Consider the following 17,495-nt stretch of genomic DNA (forward strand, 5'->3'; position numbering starts at 1 on the left):
CCTGAATCGCTTAATGCTGTTTAGGTTGGGCTCTGTGAATTGGGAATCCCCGTCCTTCAGGGCGGGGAGCAGTCAATTAGTCGAAGTCTGCATTAATCAAGATAATGTGAACGCAGGTCTGCACAGCGTGTGCTGTCAAGCTGGTAGTCTTGTGCCAGCCATTGATCCATGGAGCCGTAGCGTTCGGTAATTGCCCGAATTGCAGCCTGTAAAAAATCAGGATTGGCTTCCAGTAAATAGGTGAATTGTTGTAAAGCGCGTTTATCGAGAGACTCTGCATACTGAGCCAGAATTTGCTCCCGATAAGGGGCCAAAGTTGCTCCTGTGCGCAGGTAATCGGCCATAATGGTCTCTTCATCGGCCCCAAGAGCCAACAGAACCAGAGCAGAACCGACACCTGTTCTGTCTTTTCCAAATGCACAGTGCTGTACGATGGCACCTTCTGGTTTAGCCAGTAGCTGCGAGACCAATTCTCGATAGGCTGGGTTGGCGAAAGGTAAGCGGCGATAAAAGTCACACATCCAAACCCTGGCATCGATCTCGGCTAAGGTTTCTGTGGTCAGTTTTTCCAGATTACCGTTGACTAGCTGACCTTCCGGATTTGCAGGAACGGAATAATATGCAACACCTGACCATAGCTGATCGGGTTTAATCTTGCACTCTTCTTCATCCCGATAGTCAAGGATAACGCGCAGGGGGAGATCACGTAATATTGCACAGTCGCGCTCTGACAGATGATGTAAATCGCCAGCTCGGAATAGCTTTCCCGGTCTGACTCGTCGGCCCTCTGCCGCGGGCAATCCACCAAAATCGCGAAAGTTAATGCCCCCGTCTAAGATAAGATCTGATTGACCCGACATGACATTATTACGTTCTACCATAATCCTTTTCCCTTTGCTGATATCGTATTTCCCAGTCAGGCGTGCACGCCTTTAGAGCATTGAATGTACCATGCTCTGGTTATTGTTTATACTCATGATATTTTATCGGGTGCGCTGTAAAAACCCTACCTGAAGGGCGGAGAGGATGTTAAATAAAGTCGGGGGATATCACTGGAATTAAAGCGTTGAATATCCGTGGATGAGGGGTATTAATGCCGTTTAAGCAGGCATGTATTCCTTTTGTTGATGAGCTGTTTACCAGCGTAGTGGCTTACGCCGGACAGTAAAAAGGATCGCCCAATTCCCTATTTACTGGAGACTCAGTCTGCTTGTGCAACACAGAATATTATCCGTACCTCTGCCACTGAAAGGAGGAACAGTATAAGATTGTCAGATAAGTATTCGGCATATCTGTGGGAGAAGTGGGAATGTATGAACCATTAGTGATTAAATACCTGATAGGTACAGGGATCATTGCACTGTTCTGTGTGGGCTATTTGGTCATTCTTTATTTCCAGAAAAGAAAAAAACATCACCAGAGAAATATTTTTATTCACCTTATTTCTACCATACTGTTGTGCGGTCTGATTTTTATTATTAGCCAGTATACCGATATGGCGATTGTTGACTTTAATCTCAAATTTATTTCATTTGAGATGGTCAACGTTTTCACCACGGCAGCGATGGCTTTTATTTTTATGAATAAAATTTTTCAGTTGCTTAATCGGCTGGAAAAAAATCAGATAAACAAAGGCAGCGATCCGACATCGGCAAAAATGATCTCACGGATATTAAAGACCACTATCTTTGTGGTTATTGTACTACTATTCGGTGAGCATTTTGGCATGAGTCTGTCGGGATTGATGACTTTTGGTGGGATCGGTGGCATTGCGATTGGTATGGCTGGCCGGGATATCTTGAGTAACTTTTTCTCTGGCGTGATGCTTTATTTCGATCGTCCTTTTAATATTGGCGACTGGGTCAGTTCTCCTGATCGGCAAATAGAGGGTACGGTGGTTGAAATTGGCTGGAGGATAACCAAAATCATTACCTTTGATCATCGACCTCTGTATGTGCCTAACTCTATTTTTTCGTCAATCAGTGTTGAAAACCCCGGACAAATGACTAACCGGCGCATTACCACTGAATTAGGTTTACGTTATGATGATGCGGATAAAATAGGGGGGATTGTCGAGGATATTCGTACCATGCTGATGCAACATGAAAAAATCGATACGCACCAGACTTTATTGGTCTATTTCAATCAGTTTGCTGATTCATCCCTGAATATTATGGTGTACTGCTTTACTAAAACGACCGTCTGGAGTGAATGGCTGGCCATTCAGCAGGAAGTTTATTTAAAGATGATCGCGATTATTCATCAGCATGACGCTGATTTTGCATTCCCGACTCAGACGCTCTATACCTACAGCTCAGGAAAGATGCCAGGTATCAGTGTCGATGCCGATCAGCAACGAAAACAGCCCTGATTTCCTTCTGCAGCTGGACAGAAATGAGTAAAGATAATACTAAGGTGATAAGACAAGGGAAGGTCTCTCACCTGAGAGTAAAAGATGAAATCAGAATCGGGTGAGTGATATAATTTGAGCTATCTGAAAAAAATAAATCTTAACCCGCCAGCCAAATGTTAATGTTGCCAGTGAGTTAAAATATAATAACAAATCCAAAATTATTTTAATCATTGTCTGAGTGTTTTTTTATTTAACCAAAAATGAATCATAGAAATGAGTGTCAAATTATTAATGACTCTTTTGTTCTGTCAATTGCATTAAATGTTCGCAAGAGTGGTTGATTAATTTATAGCAATATTACTAATCTATATCCTACAACAAAAAAGTACGGATTATATTTAATTACTAAGGCGAAAATAATGAGAAATAGTTTTGTTAATAGTAAATTACCTGTTAAATATTTACTGATATTGAGTATTTCACTTATGTTTATTAGTTCTTCATTTGCGCGCAATCAGGCACCCTCATTAGTTGAAGCCGCTGAGCAGGGGGATGTCGCGGCAGTGCAACAGGCTCTTGATCAGGGGGCTAATATCGAGCAGCGCGATAAACGCCAGCGCACCCCGCTAATGGCAGCGACACATGCTAACCAGATTGAGGTCGCTCGCTTATTGATTGATAAAGGCGCTGATGTGAATGCTCGGGATAGTATTGAAGATTCACCTTATCTTTATGCTGGAGCCCGGGGTTTACAAGAGATCCTGGTCATGACCCTAAACCATGGCGCGGATCTGAAAAGCCTTAACCGTTATGGCGGAACCGCACTGATCCCGGCTGCTGAGCGTGGGCACGTTGAAACAGTGCAAACCCTGATTGATGCCGGTGTTGAAGTTGACTATGTAAATCGCTTAGGCTGGACTGCGTTAATTGAAGCTATTGTCCTTGGTGATGGCAGTGATAAATATGGGCAGATTGTCACTCGACTTATTCAGGGTGGGGCTGATGTCAATAAAGCTGACGGAAAAGGGAATTCACCCCTGACACTGGCAAAGCAGAAAGGTCAGCGCAATATGATTGAAATACTGAAGTCGGCAGGAGCAAAATAATGTCAGATAACCCATTTTTACAGCAGGCAATTTCCCTGGCACGGGAAAATGTACAAGCAGGTGGGCGGCCGTTTGCCGCTCTGGTGGTCTGTAACGACGAAGTCGTGGCCACAGGTACCAATCAGATGTTAGCGCTAAATGACCCCACAGCGCATGCGGAGTTAAGGGCACTGCGTCAAGCCGGGGAGGTTCTAGGCCGAGTGCGGCTGGAAGACTGTATTGTTTATGCCAGCGGCCAGCCCTGCCCGATGTGTTTAGCGGCGATGAGAATGGCGGGTATTTCGCAGGTTTATTATGCCTATTCAAACCAGGATGCTGAGCCATTTGGTTTATCGACTGAAGCGATTGCTGAAGCCCTTCGTGTGCCGCCGCAGCAGCAGTCAGGGCTGATTTTTAAACAGCTTAAACCTCAGAATGAAGAGCAGCCTGCCCTGTATCGTTTCTGGCATACCGGGCAGAAGTAGTGCGGTAAGTCAGGGCGCTATTTCATCAACCAGCTATCGAGCCACGGAAAGACAATATCTTGCTGTTGCTGATAGAAGACGTGCCCAAGCTCAGGCCAGGTTTGAGTGAGCAGATGATTGTCTTGATTTTGTGAACGCCACACCTGATGCACTTTATCATAGGCATCACTGACTGCTGCGGGCGGAAACAGCTTGTCTTTTCCGCCATTAAAAATCAGCAGTGGGCGGGGAGCGACAAGGCTTGCCACGTCGGGAATATCCAGTTTGGCCGAAAGCCCGGGATGAAGCATATAAAAGGCTGACTGGCCACGCAGGATATTGTTACCCGGTGTCATTAAGCCATCGTAGTTGCCAAACCAAGAAATGGCGGCAGTTGCCGCCACTTTTTCAGACAGGGCGGCAAGTTGCCAGGCGCGATAGGCTCCCATTGAAAAGCCCAGGGCACCGATGCGTTTTGCATCCACGTTCGGTAGCGAGGCGAGGAAATCCACGGTACGCATATCTTCATAGGCCATGGTGCCGGCAAGCGATCTGCCAAGATTATAAAAATTACTCGCCAGGGCTTGTTGCTGCTCGTAAGTCACCGGCCCGCGTTCACCGAAGCCTGGCGCATCAATAGCGATCACCATATAGCCCCGTTTTGCCAGTTCGTCCCCAACAAATCTTCCGGTAAAGAACTTATCAGCCCAGGCTTGAGCAGAAGCAAGCTGTGCTTCATTACCCCAGGGTTTGATCATCTTTTCTTTGCCAATATCAAATTTGGAACCGTGGTCATGGAGAAGCACGATTGCCGGATAGGGCGGGGGAGATTTGGGAGTCAGAATAAGTGCATTAACCCGGCTTTCATCAGTGATATTGAGTGCGATTTTCTCGGCACGATAGCTGTCCCTGTCTTGAGTCTCAAGAGTTTCAGGAGCAAAGGCTACGGTCGCCTCAGGGGCTAAAAGTGCCTCTCTGACCTGAGCACGGGTTTCTTGTTGCCATTGTGCAAAATTACTGTGGTTGCCAGCCAGCCAGGATTGAGGATAAGTCATTTTGGCTTTTAGCTCGGGATAAAAAGCCGGTAAGTTGTTCTGCAAACTCTGTGGCCAGGTATCGGTATTCGCCAGGGCTGAACCAGATAGCATCAATAGAAAGCATAACTTGCTGGATAATCGAGTAATTGACATCACACCCTCATATAAATGAAATAGCGTTTCATTTATATTCTAGGTTAATTGCCATTTATTTCTGTGGGCAAAGCCAAAAAAATAGCTAAAAAATACCATCATAAGAAATGCTGTTATTAGCGGTATTACTTTCAACTATCCCCCGACTGCCCTCCTTATTTACTCACAATTTATTATTTTATTGTTCATTATCAATGTTATTTATTTCCAATGGTAATCTTTTTAATAATGATATTGATAATAATTACCATTTGTAATAGCGTTTACGGGCTCTTTGTTGTGGAGTAAACGATTCACCGTATGCAGTGGTCAAGGGTTCTTTATCCCAATATTTATTGTGGTGATTTGAGAATTCTCTGTTGCGGTGTTGCAGATCACTATAAAAATCACAGAATCCATGATGAAAAAAAAATATAACCCGCTCGCGCTGCTTATCCCTGCCGCATTATCAGGAGTAGCACTTTCAAGCTATGCAGATGACACCATTGTTGTTACTGCAGAAAGACAAAATTTACAGGCTCCTGGCGTTTCAACTATTACTGCTGAAACATTGCGTAAAACGCCACCTGCAAGAGATCTCTCCGAAGTTATTCGTACTCAGCCGGGAGTAAACCTGACCGGTAACTCAACCAGCGGACAACGCGGCAATGGTCGCCAGATCGATATTCGCGGTATGGGTCCAGAAAATACTTTGATTCTGGTTGATGGTAAGCCGGTCACCAGTCGCAACTCGGTTCGCCTGGGCTGGCGTGGGGAGCGAGATACCCGCGGTGATACTAACTGGGTTGCGCCGGAGTTAATTGAAAAAATTGATATTATTCGTGGTCCGGCGGCTGTGCGTTATGGCAACGGTGCGGCGGGTGGGGTGGTGAATATCATCACTAAACAACCGACCAATACCTGGCACGGCTCTTGGAACGCTTATTATAATGTGCCAGAGCATAAAGCGGAAGGTGCGACACGCCGCACTTCGTTTAACCTCAATGGTCCTCTCTCTGATGATGTTTTCCTGCGTCTGAGCGGTAGCCTGGCAAGAACGCAAGCGGATGCCTGGGATATTAACGAAGGACATCAGTCACTACGCACTGGTATTTATGCCTCCACACTGCCTGCTGGTCGTGAAGGGGTAACAGACAAAAATATCAACGCGTTGCTGCGCTGGAATTTTGCCCCTATGCACTCGCTGACTTTTGAAAGTGGCTATGGCAACCAGACTAACCTCTATGCGGGTGATACTCAGAACACCAATAGCAATGCTTTGGTGACCAGTAAATATGGCGAGATCACTAACCGTATCTATCGCCAGAACTACTCTCTGACGTGGAATGGTGGCTGGGACAGCGGTGTCACCACCAGTAACTGGGTACGCTATGAGCGAACTCGTAACTCACGCATTGATGAAGGTCTGGCGGGCGGAACCGAGGGGATCTTCTCTAATGACAAGTTTGTCGATATTGATCTCTCGGATACGCTGTTACACAGCGAAGTCAATTTGCCGATTGATTTGTGGGTGAAGCAGACCTTAACCCTCGGAACTGAGTTTGATCAGCAGAAAATGAAAGACAATGCCTCCAATACTCAGGCCTTCCTGGGGGGAGCCATTCCGGGCTATAGCAGCACTTCTCGCAGTCCGTACTCTAATGCCAATATCTTCTCGCTATTTGCAGAAGATAATATGGAACTGACCGACAGCACCATGCTGACGCCTGCCTTACGTTTTGACCATCACTCTATTACCGGTAGCAACTGGAGCCCGTCACTGAACCTGTCTCAGAACTTAGGCGATGACTTTACCCTGAAAATGGGTATTGGTCGTGCCTATAAAGCACCAAGCCTGTATCAGACTAACCCAAACTATATTCTCTATAGTAAAGGGCAGGGCTGCTATGCCAGTGGCGATGGTGTGGGTTGCTACATGATGGGTAATGCAGATCTTCAAGCTGAAACCAGCGTTAACAAAGAGCTTGGACTTGAATTTAAACGTGATGGCTGGCTGGCCGGTGTGACATGGTTCCGCAACGATTATCACAATAAAATCGAAGCGGGTTATGCCCCTGTTGCCCAGACATCTTCTGGTTCAACCCTGACAGATATCTATCAGTGGGAGAATATTTCTCGTGCGGTAGTGGAAGGATTGGAAGGGTCATTTAATGTGCCTGTTGCAGATAATGTGACCTGGGATAACAACCTGACCTGGATGTTGCAGACCAAAAACAAAAAGACGGGCGATAAGCTGTCTGTCATTCCAAAGTATACGCTGAACTCAACGCTGAGCTGGCAGGCGCTTGATACCCTTTCTTTGAATACGACGCTGACCTGGTATGGTAAGCAGCAACCGAAGAAATACAACTATAAAGGCAAACTGGCAACGGGAAGTGAAACCAAAGAAGTCAGTCCTTATAGCCTGGTGGGCTTTAGCGCGACTTGGGATGCAATGAAAAATGTCAGCCTGACCGGTGGCGTCAGTAATATTTTCGATAAGCGTCACTGGCGTGAAGGTAATTCCCAGACAACCTGTTCAATTACTGCCGGAACAAGTGATTGTAATGGTGTCAGCTATATTTATGGTGCGGGCGCAAATACCTATAATGAGTCAGGACGGACTTGGTATATGAGTGTGAATACCCGCTTCTGATTCTGCACGTTAAGACAGATAACAAAAAAACCGTTGTCTGATGAAAGAGAGGCTTTCCTGATGTGAGCCTCTTTTTCGCCGCTGTATCTTTGTAAGAATGATTAGCCAGAAGGATAGTTATCCGTGAGACTCCCCTCTTTTTTTTACCGGATCCTGTTGTTAGTTGGGATCTTATTGATCGCAACCTCTGCTGTTTATGCTGCTGACTGGCCCCGGCAAATCACAGATTCGCGAGGGGCTCATACTCTCGATAGCCCGCCTGAGCGTATTGTCTCAACCAGTGTGACACTCACCGGCTCTCTGCTTGCCCTTGATGCCCCTGTTGTTGCCAGTGGGGCGACAATGCCGAATAACCGTATTGCTGATGAAAACGGGTTTATGCGTCAGTGGGGAAAAACCGCCGTCCGGCGCGGTGTGACCCGGCTGTATATTGGAGAGCCGAATGCTGAAGCGGTTGCCGCCCAGCTCCCTGATCTGATTTTAATCAGTGCCACTGGCGGCGATTCTGCTCTGGCACTGTACGATCAGCTATCGACCATCGCCCCAACTTTAATCATTAACTATGATGATAAAAGCTGGCAGTCCCTGCTAAAAGAGCTGGGTCAGATAACCGGGCGAGAAGCAATAGCCGACCAGCGTATTGCTGAGTTTGAGAAGCAACTGCATCAACTTCGCCAGCAGATCGCTTTACCACCCCAGCCGATTAATGCTCTGGTCTACAGTCCTGGTTCTCACAGCGCCAATCTGTGGACCACGGAATCGGCCCAGGGGCAGCTACTGGAACAGGTGGGTTTCACGCTGGCCCCGATACCTGACGGGTTGCGTGTATCAACCAGTCAGGGAAAACGTCAGGATATTGTGCAACTGGGAGGAGAAGTACTGGCCTCGGGCCTTAATGGTCAGGGGCTGATGCTGTTTGCGGGAAACCAGAACGATGTTGATGCCATTTATGCCAACCCTTTACTCGCGCATTTGCCATCCGTGGAGAATAAGAGAGTGTGGACCTTGGGTACAGAAAGTTTCCGCCTGGATTACTACAGCGCCATGCTTATCTTGCAACGCCTACAGGTGCTATTTGGTTGATGTAGTCGATTAATCTAACATCATGATATTTATTCTATAATAGGCTGCGCTATGCCAACCGCATCTTCCTCTGCGCGCCCTTGGGTGATGCTGGGATTACTCCTTCTACTGTTCTTTGCTATTGCCTTGAGTTTGCTGGTGGGGGCTAAGTCGCTGCCCGCTTCTGCGATACTGGAAGCCCTTTCCGGCCAATGCAGCAATGCTGACTGTACCATTATTCTTGATGCCCGATTACCCCGAACCCTGGCGGGTTTGCTTGCTGGCTTCGGACTGGGCGTTGCCGGAGCACTGATGCAGACCCTGACCCGTAATCCCCTCGCCGATCCTGGCCTGCTTGGCGTGAATGCGGGAGCCAGTTTTGCCATTGTGCTCGGGGCAGCATTTCTTGGTTGGTCTTCGCCGGTTGCTCAACTCTGGATGGCGCTTTGTGGATCGTTGATTGCCGCCTTGCTCGTCACTTTTACCGGTAGTCAGGCGGGGGGGCATCTCAGCCCGGTGCGGCTGACGCTGGCAGGTGTCGCCCTGGCGGCGGTACTGGAGGGGCTATCCAGCGGAATTGCGCTACTTAATCCGGATGTCTACGATACATTACGTTTCTGGCAGGCCGGTTCACTCGATATTCGCACACTCAGTACGCTAAAAATTGTTGCTGTGCCAATGGCCATGGCTCTGATGATGGCGCTGATGTTAAGTCGCTCTCTTAATAGCTTAAGTCTGGGAGTCGATACCGCCAGTGCGCTGGGTAGCGGCGTGTTTCGCACTCAGTTAGTGGGATTAGTGATTATTACCGTCCTGTGCGGTGGAACGACTGCCGTGGTCGGGCCGATTGCCTTTATTGGTCTGATGGTTCCCCATATTGCCCGCTGGTTAGTCGGGGCAGATCATCGTTTCAGTTTGCCTGTGGTATTACTGGTGACGCCGGTTTTGCTGTTATTCGCTGATATTGTCGGGCGTCTGCTGGTGCCAGGCGAGCTGCGTGTTTCTATTGTCAGCGCCTTTATCGGTGCCCCGGCGTTAATCTGGCTGGTGCGTAGCCGTAATAAGGGGACAGCATGTTAATGCCTTCATTACGGTTACGTTTGTGCTGTAGTTTGCTGCTGGTGGCTTGCCTGCTGCTGGCATTATGGGGTTTATGCCGTGGCAGCGTGGCACTGACGCCAGACCAGGTGTTACAAGCCCTTATGGGTGATGCGCCACGTGCTGTTGGTCTGGTGGTAACCGAATGGCGACTGCCAAGAATCGTTATGGCATTAGTGGTGGGCGCTGCACTGGGCGTCAGCGGGGCGATATTTCAGTCTTTAATGCGTAACCCGCTCGGTAGTCCTGATGTGATGGGTTTCAATACCGGAGCATGGAGTGGCGTACTGGTGGCCATGGTGTTTTTTAACCAGCAGGCGAACGCTGTGGTACTGGCTGCGATGGCGGGGGGAATACTCACTGCCTTTGTGGTCTGGTTACTGGCCTGGCGTAACGGTATTGATACTTTCCGGTTAATTATTATTGGTATTGGTGTGCGGGCCATGCTGGTCTCATTGAATACCTGGCTCTTACTGCAGGCTTCCCTGGAAACCGCGTTTTCAGCAGGTCTGTGGAATGCGGGTTCCCTCAATGGTATGACTTGGGCAAAAACTCTGCCTGCCACACCGCTTATTCTGCTGATGCTGATTGGCGCGGCGCTGATGGTCAGACGTCTGCGTATGCTTGAGATGGGGGATGACAGTGCCTGTGCTTTGGGGGTCACGGTGGAACGTTCGCGACTGGCACTGATGCTGATAGCGGTGATATTAACCGCCGCTTCAACGGCTATTGCCGGCCCTATTTCGTTTATTGCTTTGGTTGCTCCCCATATTGCCCGGCGGCTAAGTCGTACTTCACGCTGGGGTCTGACTCAGGCAGCCTTGTGTGGGGCATTGATTTTACTGGTAGCCGATCTCTGTGGTCAGCATCTGTTTTTACCTTATCAACTTCCGGTCGGGGTGCTCACAGTGAGTATCGGCGGACTCTACCTGATTGGTTTACTTATTAAGGAATCACGTAAAAATGCATCCTGATCGCGCGCGTTTATCCGGCGACAAGCTGACATTAGGTTATGGGCAGAAACTTATCGTCAGGGATCTGACCGTGGCTATTCCTGACGGACATTTTACCGCGATTATTGGCCCCAATGGGTGCGGAAAATCAACCCTGTTAAGGGCACTTAGTCGGTTAATGAAACCCCAGCAAGGGCAGGTGATACTAGACGGTGAAGCGATTACTCTGCTGGGCAGTAAAGAAATAGCGCGGCGCGTGGGAATTCTGGCCCAGAACACCACGACACCTGGTGATATTACGGTGCAGGAACTGATTGCTCGCGGTCGCTATCCTCATCAGCCTTTGTTCAGCCGCTGGCGCCAGCAGGATGAAGAAGCCGTGCAACAGGCGATGAAGGCAACCGGGGTCAGTCAGTTTGCCAGCCAGCCGGTGGATACCTTATCGGGAGGGCAGCGACAACGAGCCTGGATTGCGATGATCCTTGCTCAACAAACGGCAATTATGTTGCTGGATGAACCCACCACCTGGCTTGATATCAGCCATCAGATAGATTTAATGGAACTGTTGCAGCATTTGAACCAGCATCAGGGTTATACCATTGCCGCGGTGCTGCACGATCTGAATCAGGCTTGTCGTTATGCCAGCCATTTAATCGCGATGCGCGACGGACAAGTGATTGCAGAAGGTGCCCCGAGCGAGATTGTTAACGCGGAGCTGATCGAGCGGATCTATGGTATCAAAAGTCTGATTATTGACGATCCGGTGGCAGGAACCCCTTTGGTCGTGCCACTCGGCAGGCAAGTCAGTTCGCCTTAATCTATGTCGTCAGAGGACGCCATAATGCTATCAGACCGGAGGTTAAACCACCTCGCCAGCACAGAGCATCATGTCCACCTTCAAACGGACACCAGCTTAATTCAGTGGCCCCAGTTAGCTGATGCCTGATGGCATCATTGGCGCGATAAATTAAAGGTTCGTATTTTCCGGCCTGTAAAATAATCCGCAACCCGTCAGCTTGAACCTCCCCTTGGTCTAGCTGTTGTCTTAGCCAGCCGATTGCTTGTTCTTTACGATCCGGCCACCAGAACGATCCTGACTGGGCCAGCACAAGGCCAAAACGAGCTGGCCAGTATAATCCCGCGTAGAGTGACGCCAGACCACCAAAGCTCTGCCCCGCGACAACAGTGCGTGAAGCCTCCGGGCTGAAAGAGACTTTCTCTGCGACTTGGGGCAAGAGTTCATCCTGTACTGCCTGCCAGAAATCGGGGTTACAGGGCAGTTCCCGACGACGATGTTCGCCATCAATCACATCAATCAGCAGATAGACTGCGGCAGGCAGATCGCCTGTTTCTGTCAGTGCATTCAGAGCAGGCCAGACCGGCATTGATTCTGCCCAGAACTGCCCATCAAGCAGGATCGCAAGTGGTTTATCAGTGACTGCTGCGTCGCCGGTAGTAAATAGCCATACGCGTCGTTGATTCTGTAATCTGGCACTCTGCCAGGTCAGTACCTCTGGCGGTGTAGAGTTTACATCATGTCGCCCCCAGCCGGGTTGTTCTGGAGCATCCGGCATCTCGAGACCTGAAACTGAGTGACCTCGTCCTCCTGCCCAGCTAAACGGGTTTAGTGGATCAGGCTCGGCCAGAGGCAGTAAACGCTGCCATTCGGCACGTACTGACTGCGCATCCTGAAATACCGAAGCGGCAAAATCATCGTGGTGCCGGGAAGGAATAAAGCAGTAACTCCCTCGCCACTGGGCAGGGAGTAGGATCTCTGCTGACCAGATATCGCTGCCAGGTATGCGCGATAAACTCAGCGGCTGGCGGTGGTGGTGGTGATCGGTAATACCGGTAATACACAACCAGACATGGCGTAAAGATGAGGTCTGCTCATTCCCTTCGCGATCCCGCCACCAGAAAGTGACGCGCCAGGCCTCGCCTTCTTTGACCCACTCAGGCCCCTGTTTACTGGCCCACCATGTTTCACTGCCTGTCGGGGATAGTGCCACAATCAATATCTCATCTTCAGCGTTTGCATAAGGCTGCCAGCTCAGCAATGTCTTTTGGCGAGGTACGGCAGCAGCCTCCTATTATCTTAGCACCTGCGGCCAGCCATTCGGGTAAATAGCTGGCAAGTGTCCCGCAGCGAGCATGATGCTGATGCCATGTTTTTGACTGAGCATCATACTGCTCTCCTGAGTTGGGATAGACCACCAGTGGAAGAGCGGTTAGCGTATGAAGATAAGTTAAAGCCGCTGTTGTTTTTTCAAGAGCGATACAATTAATGCCCACAGCAACAACTTGTGGTGACTGGGCGATGACTGCGATGACTTCGCTTAACGGTGTGCCATCACTCAGATGCTGACTATCTTTCAGCGTGAGAGCCAGCCATGCAGTGGCCTCTGGATACTCTGCCAGTAGGGTCACTAAGGCACAAATTTCTGGAAATGATGGCAGAGTTTCGCAGGCCAGTAGATCTGCACCTGCTGCTAACAGTGAGGCGATACGCGGACGGTGAAAGGCGATAAATTCCTCCTGACTCCGGGTATAGTCCCCACGATATTCAGATCCGTCTGCTAAATAGGCGCCATAGGGACCAACGGAACCTGCAACCAACAGGTTTCGGGCTGCGGGGTTCTCCTGCTGATACTGAGCGCGAGCCTCAATAGCCAGAGTGACACTTTTCTCAATCAATGCACAGGCTTGCTGATTATCCAACCCCCGGGCAGCGAATCCGACTGGGGTCGCCTGATAGCTGGCAGTGATAGTTATCTCTGCTCCGGCACGAAAATAATCAAGGTGCACATCACGGATCAGTTGCGGGTTTTCAATCAGCACTTTCGCTGACCAGAGACTGTCGGCAAGATGGCAACCTCTGGCTTCCAGTTCAGTCGCCATAGCACCATCCAGAGTAATAAATGTTTGTCCGCTGAGTAGCGGAAGTAGGGGATTATTCAGCGACATGTTCAGGCTCCTGCTGTTTTAATATTTTAGTCAGATAGAAAGCGCCATAGCAGAGAGCGACAAAGGGCAAACCGCAGTATAAAGCGATGCGCTGGCTGGGATCGAAGGCCAGGCCTACGCAGGCAATAAGGCACAGAACAAAACCGAGGATCGGCACCCAGGGATACCAGGGGGCTCGATGAATCAGTGAATCCGCCGACAGGCCTGACTGTAAATGACGGCGACGGAACATAAAATGCGAAGCACAGATACTCAGCCACACCGCAACAACGGCAAAACCTGAAATCGCCGATAAGGCAACAAATACCGTCTCGGGGGCAATAATGCTCGAACACAATGCCAGCAAACCACCCAGCATGCTCACTGATAGCGCAGCCAAAGGCACGCCGCGTTTATTCACGCGAGAGAAATAGCTCGGCAGAGTGTTCTCCTTGGAGAGTGACCAGAGCATCCGCCCTGAAGCAAATAATCCTGAGTTAGCGGCGGACAGAATGGCGGTCAGAATAACGAAATTAAAAATATCCGCAGCATAAGGAATGCCCACTTTTTCAAACACCAGCACAAACGGGCTTTTCTCAACGCCTGCTTGTTCCATGGGAATTAAAGCGGCAAGAACAAAAACCGTACCGATAAAAAAGATAATGAGTCGTGCAATGGTGGCTCTTATCGCTAAGGGAATGGCTTTTTCTGGCTCTTTGGTTTCACCGGCGGCAATGCCAATCAGTTCAGTCCCTGAAAACGCAAAGTTAACCGCCACGAGGGTCATAAGGATCGGTAATCCGCCATGGGGTAACCAGCCTGCAGAAGTGATATGAGCAAGACCAGGGGCCGGGGAGCCATCTTTTAGCGGGATCACACCAAATATTGCCAGACTGCCGAGTATAATAAAAGCAAGAATAGTGATGACTTTGATAATCGAAAACCAGAATTCACCTTCAGCAAAAAAACGCGTAGAGACGACGTTAAGTGAGAAAATGACCAGACAGAATATCAGGCACCAAATCCAGATGGGGACTTGGGGGAACCAGTACTGCATACAGAATCCTGCGGCGGTAAAACTTGAACCTAAGGCCACAGTCCAGGTTAACCAGTAAAGCCAGGCGACAGTATAGCCGGTTGCTGGTCCAAGATAACGGCTGGCATAGACGTGAAATGCACCGGTTTCAGGCATAGCGACGGAGAGTTCTGCCAGGCACTGCATTACCAACCATACCACCAAGGCTCCAATCGCATAGGCGAGCAGAGTACCAGGTGCGCCGGTAGTCGAAATAATATAGCCCGTATTAAAAAATAGCCCCGTACCAATTACGCCTCCCAATGACAACATGATCAAATGGCGTGGCTGCATGGTGCGTTTAAGCGCTTCGCTTTCTTGCTGCAATTGCATTATTTCCTACTTGTAGTAGACGTCTATACTTCTAAATGTCTTTTGGTTATACCTTGGTTGAAGGTAAAAATCCAGCCATCGTCAGATGAAAACCCAATGCTTTTGCAGGATTATATTGACTCTCAGTTTCAGGGAGACAAAGTGGTTACATCTGGAATCTTTTAAAGTAGATGAATCAACCCGTAATATGACAAGATGAGCACATATTGATTATAAGAGTGATGTATGTATTTGAATAAAAACTGTTTATATCAAACAGGGACTGGTCTGTTGTTGCTTTCGGGCCTGATGTTTTACTCACTGACCCTGCATGCGGCACCTTCACCTTCTTATACCGAGGCAAAACCTGGCGATATTATCCAGATCAGACTTAGCGAGTTACATCCGACACAAATGTCTGTAGGTAAACTTCAGGTTAACGGTACCCTGGCGGAATATGCCGAGGATACAAAGACACTGTTTAAGACATTATGTAAAACGCAGGGAGCCGGAAAGCTGAGAGAGATAAATTCATCATCAACGCCTGACGATCCTTCCTCATATACCTGTGAACTCGCTGCGGGTACTGAAAAAAAACAGATGAATACTGTCGATATCGGGCCTGAGGGAAAGCTTTATCTGACGGACGGTCATCATGGATTGAATAGCTTGTGGAATGCACCCAAGGGAGGCGGCGATGTGCGGTTGACTGTCCTGGTCGAGCAGAATTTAAGCCATAACAGTCAGGGGACTGCGCTGACTCAAGCTCAGTTTGAACAAAAGATGGCTGAACTGAAACACTTCCTTCCGTTTGATGTCCAGGGACAAGCTGTAACCTTTTCAGAGTTGCCCACAAGTTTAGGGATGAGTCATTTCCAGGACGATCCCTACCGTTCGATGCTCCATTATTTACGGGGAATTGCCTACGATAAGCCAGAAAAAAATACGAACCCTGAAACGGATAAGCCTTATCCTGCGGTTCCTTTTCTTGAGTTCTATTGGGGAGAGCTATTACGCAGTAAAATGGACTTAACGCACTACGATCTCAACAAGCAGGATGACTATATCAAAGCGCTGAAAGAGGCCGCAGTAGTGATGACGACAGTCACTGAGAATGAATTAATAGGGCATTCGGGTAAAACAGCTGCAGCGTTAGGTCAGTTAAATAAAGTGGATAAAAAACGCTTAGCTAAACTGGCAAAACCGAATTCTGCACTGGCTAAGGCGCTGGAATATCAGGCCCGTCATTAAGTCTGTTCGCGAAAATCCCGATTACTGATTTAGCTCACTCAGTAATCGGGAATTGATATAGCGTTTTTCACGGCACTCATATGTTTATAGAAACCGTTTTTATCGATATATAGCCATACTATGTCGATGAGATATACATCTCCTGGTAATCAATGAATCTGTCTTATAAAGCTGCCGGAAGCTGATGCTATTTTTTATTCATCATCGCCTTAAGATCGGCAAATGGATTATAGGTCGCTTCCCCTACGTCTTTCTGCGCATCTTCGCCTGCCACTACCGAAGTACCGTACTGGTCCGCTTCCGTATATTTTGAGTGTTCGTGATCGTGGCAGTAGAGGCACAGCAGCTCCCAGTTACTGCCGTCTGGTGGATTATTGGTATGATCGTGGTCGATATGATGCACGGTTAACTCGCGCAGGTTGGAATAGACAAACTCACGGGAACAGCGACCGCACACCCATGGATAGATTTTCAGCGCTTTTTCACGATAACCGGTTTCTAATCGGGCATAGTTCTTAGGGATAATAGCCATCTGGACTGACCTTAATAATGCTGGGGGATATGGGTCTATCATAAGGGAATTTATTCGGTACTCCAATGCTGGCTGGAAAGCATTCCTTTTTATCCTCGTCACACTTCATGTGCCCCTGGTTCTCTTGAGAAGAGCTACATCTATATATAGAAGAGAAGACTATCGGGATAGATTCAGATCTAATGCCATTCTGGAGGGGCTGGTCTGTCGTTAAGAAAAGGCTTGAAGGGGAATATATTTTGCCAAAAGTCATATTGGAACCCCTTTGGTTATCGCTAAATGCCATATATGTATAAGAACATCGACCAGTAAATTTGCCAGATTGCTATTCATTTGTGGATAAGTTTGTGAGTAAGTGGGTATAAAGCGGGGTTTTGCTGTGGAATGCAGCAGTCAGTCATTTTTATCACATTTAAGTGTTGCAGCGCCGGGAGAACTCCCTATAATGCGCCTCCATCGACAGGGAACATGTGAACAACTTCACAAGTTACCGGGACGATAAAGAGAAAAGATTCTGAAATAAGAATTGACTCTTAAAGAGG

Annotated in this window: 15 protein-coding genes; 9 read left to right on the top strand and 6 right to left on the bottom strand. The window is 48.4% G+C overall.

The window, feature by feature from the left end; all coding sequences use genetic code 11:
* Positions 1-92: 92 nt before the first annotated feature.
* A complete protein-coding gene (locus Q1A40_RS22230) occupies positions 93-881 on the bottom strand; it encodes a tyrosine-protein phosphatase (protein ID WP_300005796.1) in 789 nt (262 codons plus the stop codon).
* Between the two features lie 428 nt (positions 882-1,309).
* Between Q1A40_RS22230 and Q1A40_RS22235 the strand changes: the two genes are divergently transcribed.
* The 3 genes from Q1A40_RS22235 (at position 1,310) to Q1A40_RS22245 (ending at position 3,923) form a co-directional block, all read left to right on the top strand.
* Entirely contained in the window at positions 1,310-2,371 is a 1,062-nt protein-coding gene (locus Q1A40_RS22235) for a mechanosensitive ion channel family protein (protein WP_300005799.1), read from the top strand.
* Positions 2,372-2,772: 401 nt separating this feature from the next.
* Positions 2,773-3,459 carry an ankyrin repeat domain-containing protein gene (locus tag Q1A40_RS22240; protein WP_300005802.1) on the top strand — a complete coding sequence of 229 codons (687 nt, stop codon included), beginning with the start codon at positions 2,773-2,775 and terminating at the stop codon, positions 3,457-3,459.
* Positions 3,459-3,923, top strand: a complete 465-nt coding sequence (locus Q1A40_RS22245) for a nucleoside deaminase (RefSeq protein ID WP_300005804.1) — start codon at positions 3,459-3,461, stop codon at positions 3,921-3,923. The genes Q1A40_RS22240 and Q1A40_RS22245 overlap by 1 nt, the downstream gene beginning before the upstream one ends.
* 17 nt (positions 3,924-3,940) lie before the next feature.
* On the opposite strand, the gene Q1A40_RS22250 is transcribed toward Q1A40_RS22245, so the two are convergent.
* The gene (locus Q1A40_RS22250) at positions 3,941-5,050 is read right to left on the bottom strand and encodes an alpha/beta fold hydrolase (protein WP_300005830.1); all 1,110 of its coding nucleotides are present in this window, start codon (positions 5,048-5,050) and stop codon (positions 3,941-3,943) included.
* Between the two features lie 442 nt (positions 5,051-5,492).
* Here Q1A40_RS22250 and Q1A40_RS22255 point away from each other — a divergent pair, with 442 nt between their 5' ends.
* The 5 genes from Q1A40_RS22255 to Q1A40_RS22275 all read left to right on the top strand — a co-directional run bounded on the left by Q1A40_RS22255 (position 5,493) and on the right by Q1A40_RS22275 (position 11,657).
* Positions 5,493-7,727, top strand: a complete 2,235-nt coding sequence (locus Q1A40_RS22255; protein ID WP_300005833.1) for a TonB-dependent siderophore receptor — start codon at positions 5,493-5,495, stop codon at positions 7,725-7,727.
* A gap of 123 nt (positions 7,728-7,850) precedes the next feature.
* The gene (fepB, locus tag Q1A40_RS22260) at positions 7,851-8,810 is read left to right on the top strand and encodes a Fe2+-enterobactin ABC transporter substrate-binding protein (protein ID WP_300005807.1); all 960 of its coding nucleotides are present in this window, start codon (positions 7,851-7,853) and stop codon (positions 8,808-8,810) included.
* 51 nt (positions 8,811-8,861) lie between these two features.
* Positions 8,862-9,869: a Fe(3+)-siderophore ABC transporter permease gene (gene fepD, locus Q1A40_RS22265; RefSeq protein ID WP_300005810.1), complete on the top strand. Its 1,008-nt coding sequence runs from the start codon at positions 8,862-8,864 to the stop codon at positions 9,867-9,869.
* Entirely contained in the window at positions 9,863-10,861 is a 999-nt protein-coding gene (fepG, locus tag Q1A40_RS22270; RefSeq protein WP_300005813.1) for an iron-enterobactin ABC transporter permease, read from the top strand. Before fepD ends, fepG begins: the two co-directional genes overlap by 7 nt.
* Positions 10,851-11,657, top strand: a complete 807-nt coding sequence (locus Q1A40_RS22275; RefSeq protein WP_300005815.1) for an ATP-binding cassette domain-containing protein — start codon at positions 10,851-10,853, stop codon at positions 11,655-11,657. Before fepG ends, Q1A40_RS22275 begins: the two co-directional genes overlap by 11 nt.
* 1 nt (position 11,658) lies before the next feature.
* Here the strand turns inward: Q1A40_RS22275 and fes are convergent, their stop codons facing one another.
* Genes fes through mmuP form a run of 3 tightly spaced genes read right to left on the bottom strand, consistent with a single transcriptional unit; the run spans position 11,659 to position 15,191 of the window.
* Positions 11,659-12,852 carry an enterochelin esterase gene (fes, locus tag Q1A40_RS22280; protein ID WP_300005836.1) on the bottom strand — a complete coding sequence of 398 codons (1,194 nt, stop codon included), beginning with the start codon at positions 12,850-12,852 and terminating at the stop codon, positions 11,659-11,661.
* A 13-nt stretch (positions 12,853-12,865) separates the two neighbouring features.
* Complete coding sequence (gene mmuM / locus Q1A40_RS22285; protein ID WP_300005818.1) at positions 12,866-13,804, bottom strand: homocysteine S-methyltransferase; 939 nt, start codon at positions 13,802-13,804, stop codon at positions 12,866-12,868.
* Positions 13,791-15,191, bottom strand: a complete 1,401-nt coding sequence (gene mmuP, locus Q1A40_RS22290; RefSeq protein ID WP_300005821.1) for an S-methylmethionine permease — start codon at positions 15,189-15,191, stop codon at positions 13,791-13,793. Before mmuP ends, mmuM begins: the two co-directional genes overlap by 14 nt.
* Before the next feature lie 225 nt (positions 15,192-15,416).
* On the opposite strand from mmuP, the gene Q1A40_RS22295 reads away from it, so the two are divergent.
* On the top strand, positions 15,417-16,421 hold the full coding sequence (locus Q1A40_RS22295; RefSeq protein ID WP_300005824.1) for a ParB/Srx family N-terminal domain-containing protein: 1,005 nt from the start codon (positions 15,417-15,419) through the stop codon (positions 16,419-16,421).
* Positions 16,422-16,608: 187 nt separating this feature from the next.
* Here the strand turns inward: Q1A40_RS22295 and yajD are convergent, their stop codons facing one another.
* Positions 16,609-16,953 (bottom strand): HNH nuclease YajD, encoded by a 345-nt coding sequence (gene yajD / locus Q1A40_RS22300; protein WP_300005827.1) that lies wholly within the window; start codon positions 16,951-16,953, stop codon positions 16,609-16,611.
* Between the last annotated feature and the right edge of the window lie 542 nt (positions 16,954-17,495).

This window comes from uncultured Cedecea sp. (assembly GCF_947498825.1).
Classification (GTDB): Bacteria; Pseudomonadota; Gammaproteobacteria; order Enterobacterales; family Enterobacteriaceae; genus JGM124.

Coding starts and splice junctions, on each gene's coding strand:
- Q1A40_RS22275 (WP_300005815.1), top strand. CDS start 10,851: ATGCATCCTGATCGCGCGCGTTTATCCGGCGACAAGCTGACATTAGGT.
- fepG (WP_300005813.1), top strand. CDS start 9,863: ATGTTAATGCCTTCATTACGGTTACGTTTGTGCTGTAGTTTGCTGCTG.
- Q1A40_RS22235 (WP_300005799.1), top strand. CDS start 1,310: ATGTATGAACCATTAGTGATTAAATACCTGATAGGTACAGGGATCATT.
- mmuP (WP_300005821.1), bottom strand. CDS start 15,191: ATGCAATTGCAGCAAGAAAGCGAAGCGCTTAAACGCACCATGCAGCCA.
- Q1A40_RS22250 (WP_300005830.1), bottom strand. CDS start 5,050: ATGCTATCTGGTTCAGCCCTGGCGAATACCGATACCTGGCCACAGAGT.
- yajD (WP_300005827.1), bottom strand. CDS start 16,953: ATGGCTATTATCCCTAAGAACTATGCCCGATTAGAAACCGGTTATCGT.
- fepD (WP_300005810.1), top strand. CDS start 8,862: ATGCCAACCGCATCTTCCTCTGCGCGCCCTTGGGTGATGCTGGGATTA.
- mmuM (WP_300005818.1), bottom strand. CDS start 13,804: ATGTCGCTGAATAATCCCCTACTTCCGCTACTCAGCGGACAAACATTT.
- Q1A40_RS22295 (WP_300005824.1), top strand. CDS start 15,417: ATGTATTTGAATAAAAACTGTTTATATCAAACAGGGACTGGTCTGTTG.
- Q1A40_RS22240 (WP_300005802.1), top strand. CDS start 2,773: ATGAGAAATAGTTTTGTTAATAGTAAATTACCTGTTAAATATTTACTG.
- Q1A40_RS22230 (WP_300005796.1), bottom strand. CDS start 881: ATGGTAGAACGTAATAATGTCATGTCGGGTCAATCAGATCTTATCTTA.
- Q1A40_RS22255 (WP_300005833.1), top strand. CDS start 5,493: ATGAAAAAAAAATATAACCCGCTCGCGCTGCTTATCCCTGCCGCATTA.
- Q1A40_RS22245 (WP_300005804.1), top strand. CDS start 3,459: ATGTCAGATAACCCATTTTTACAGCAGGCAATTTCCCTGGCACGGGAA.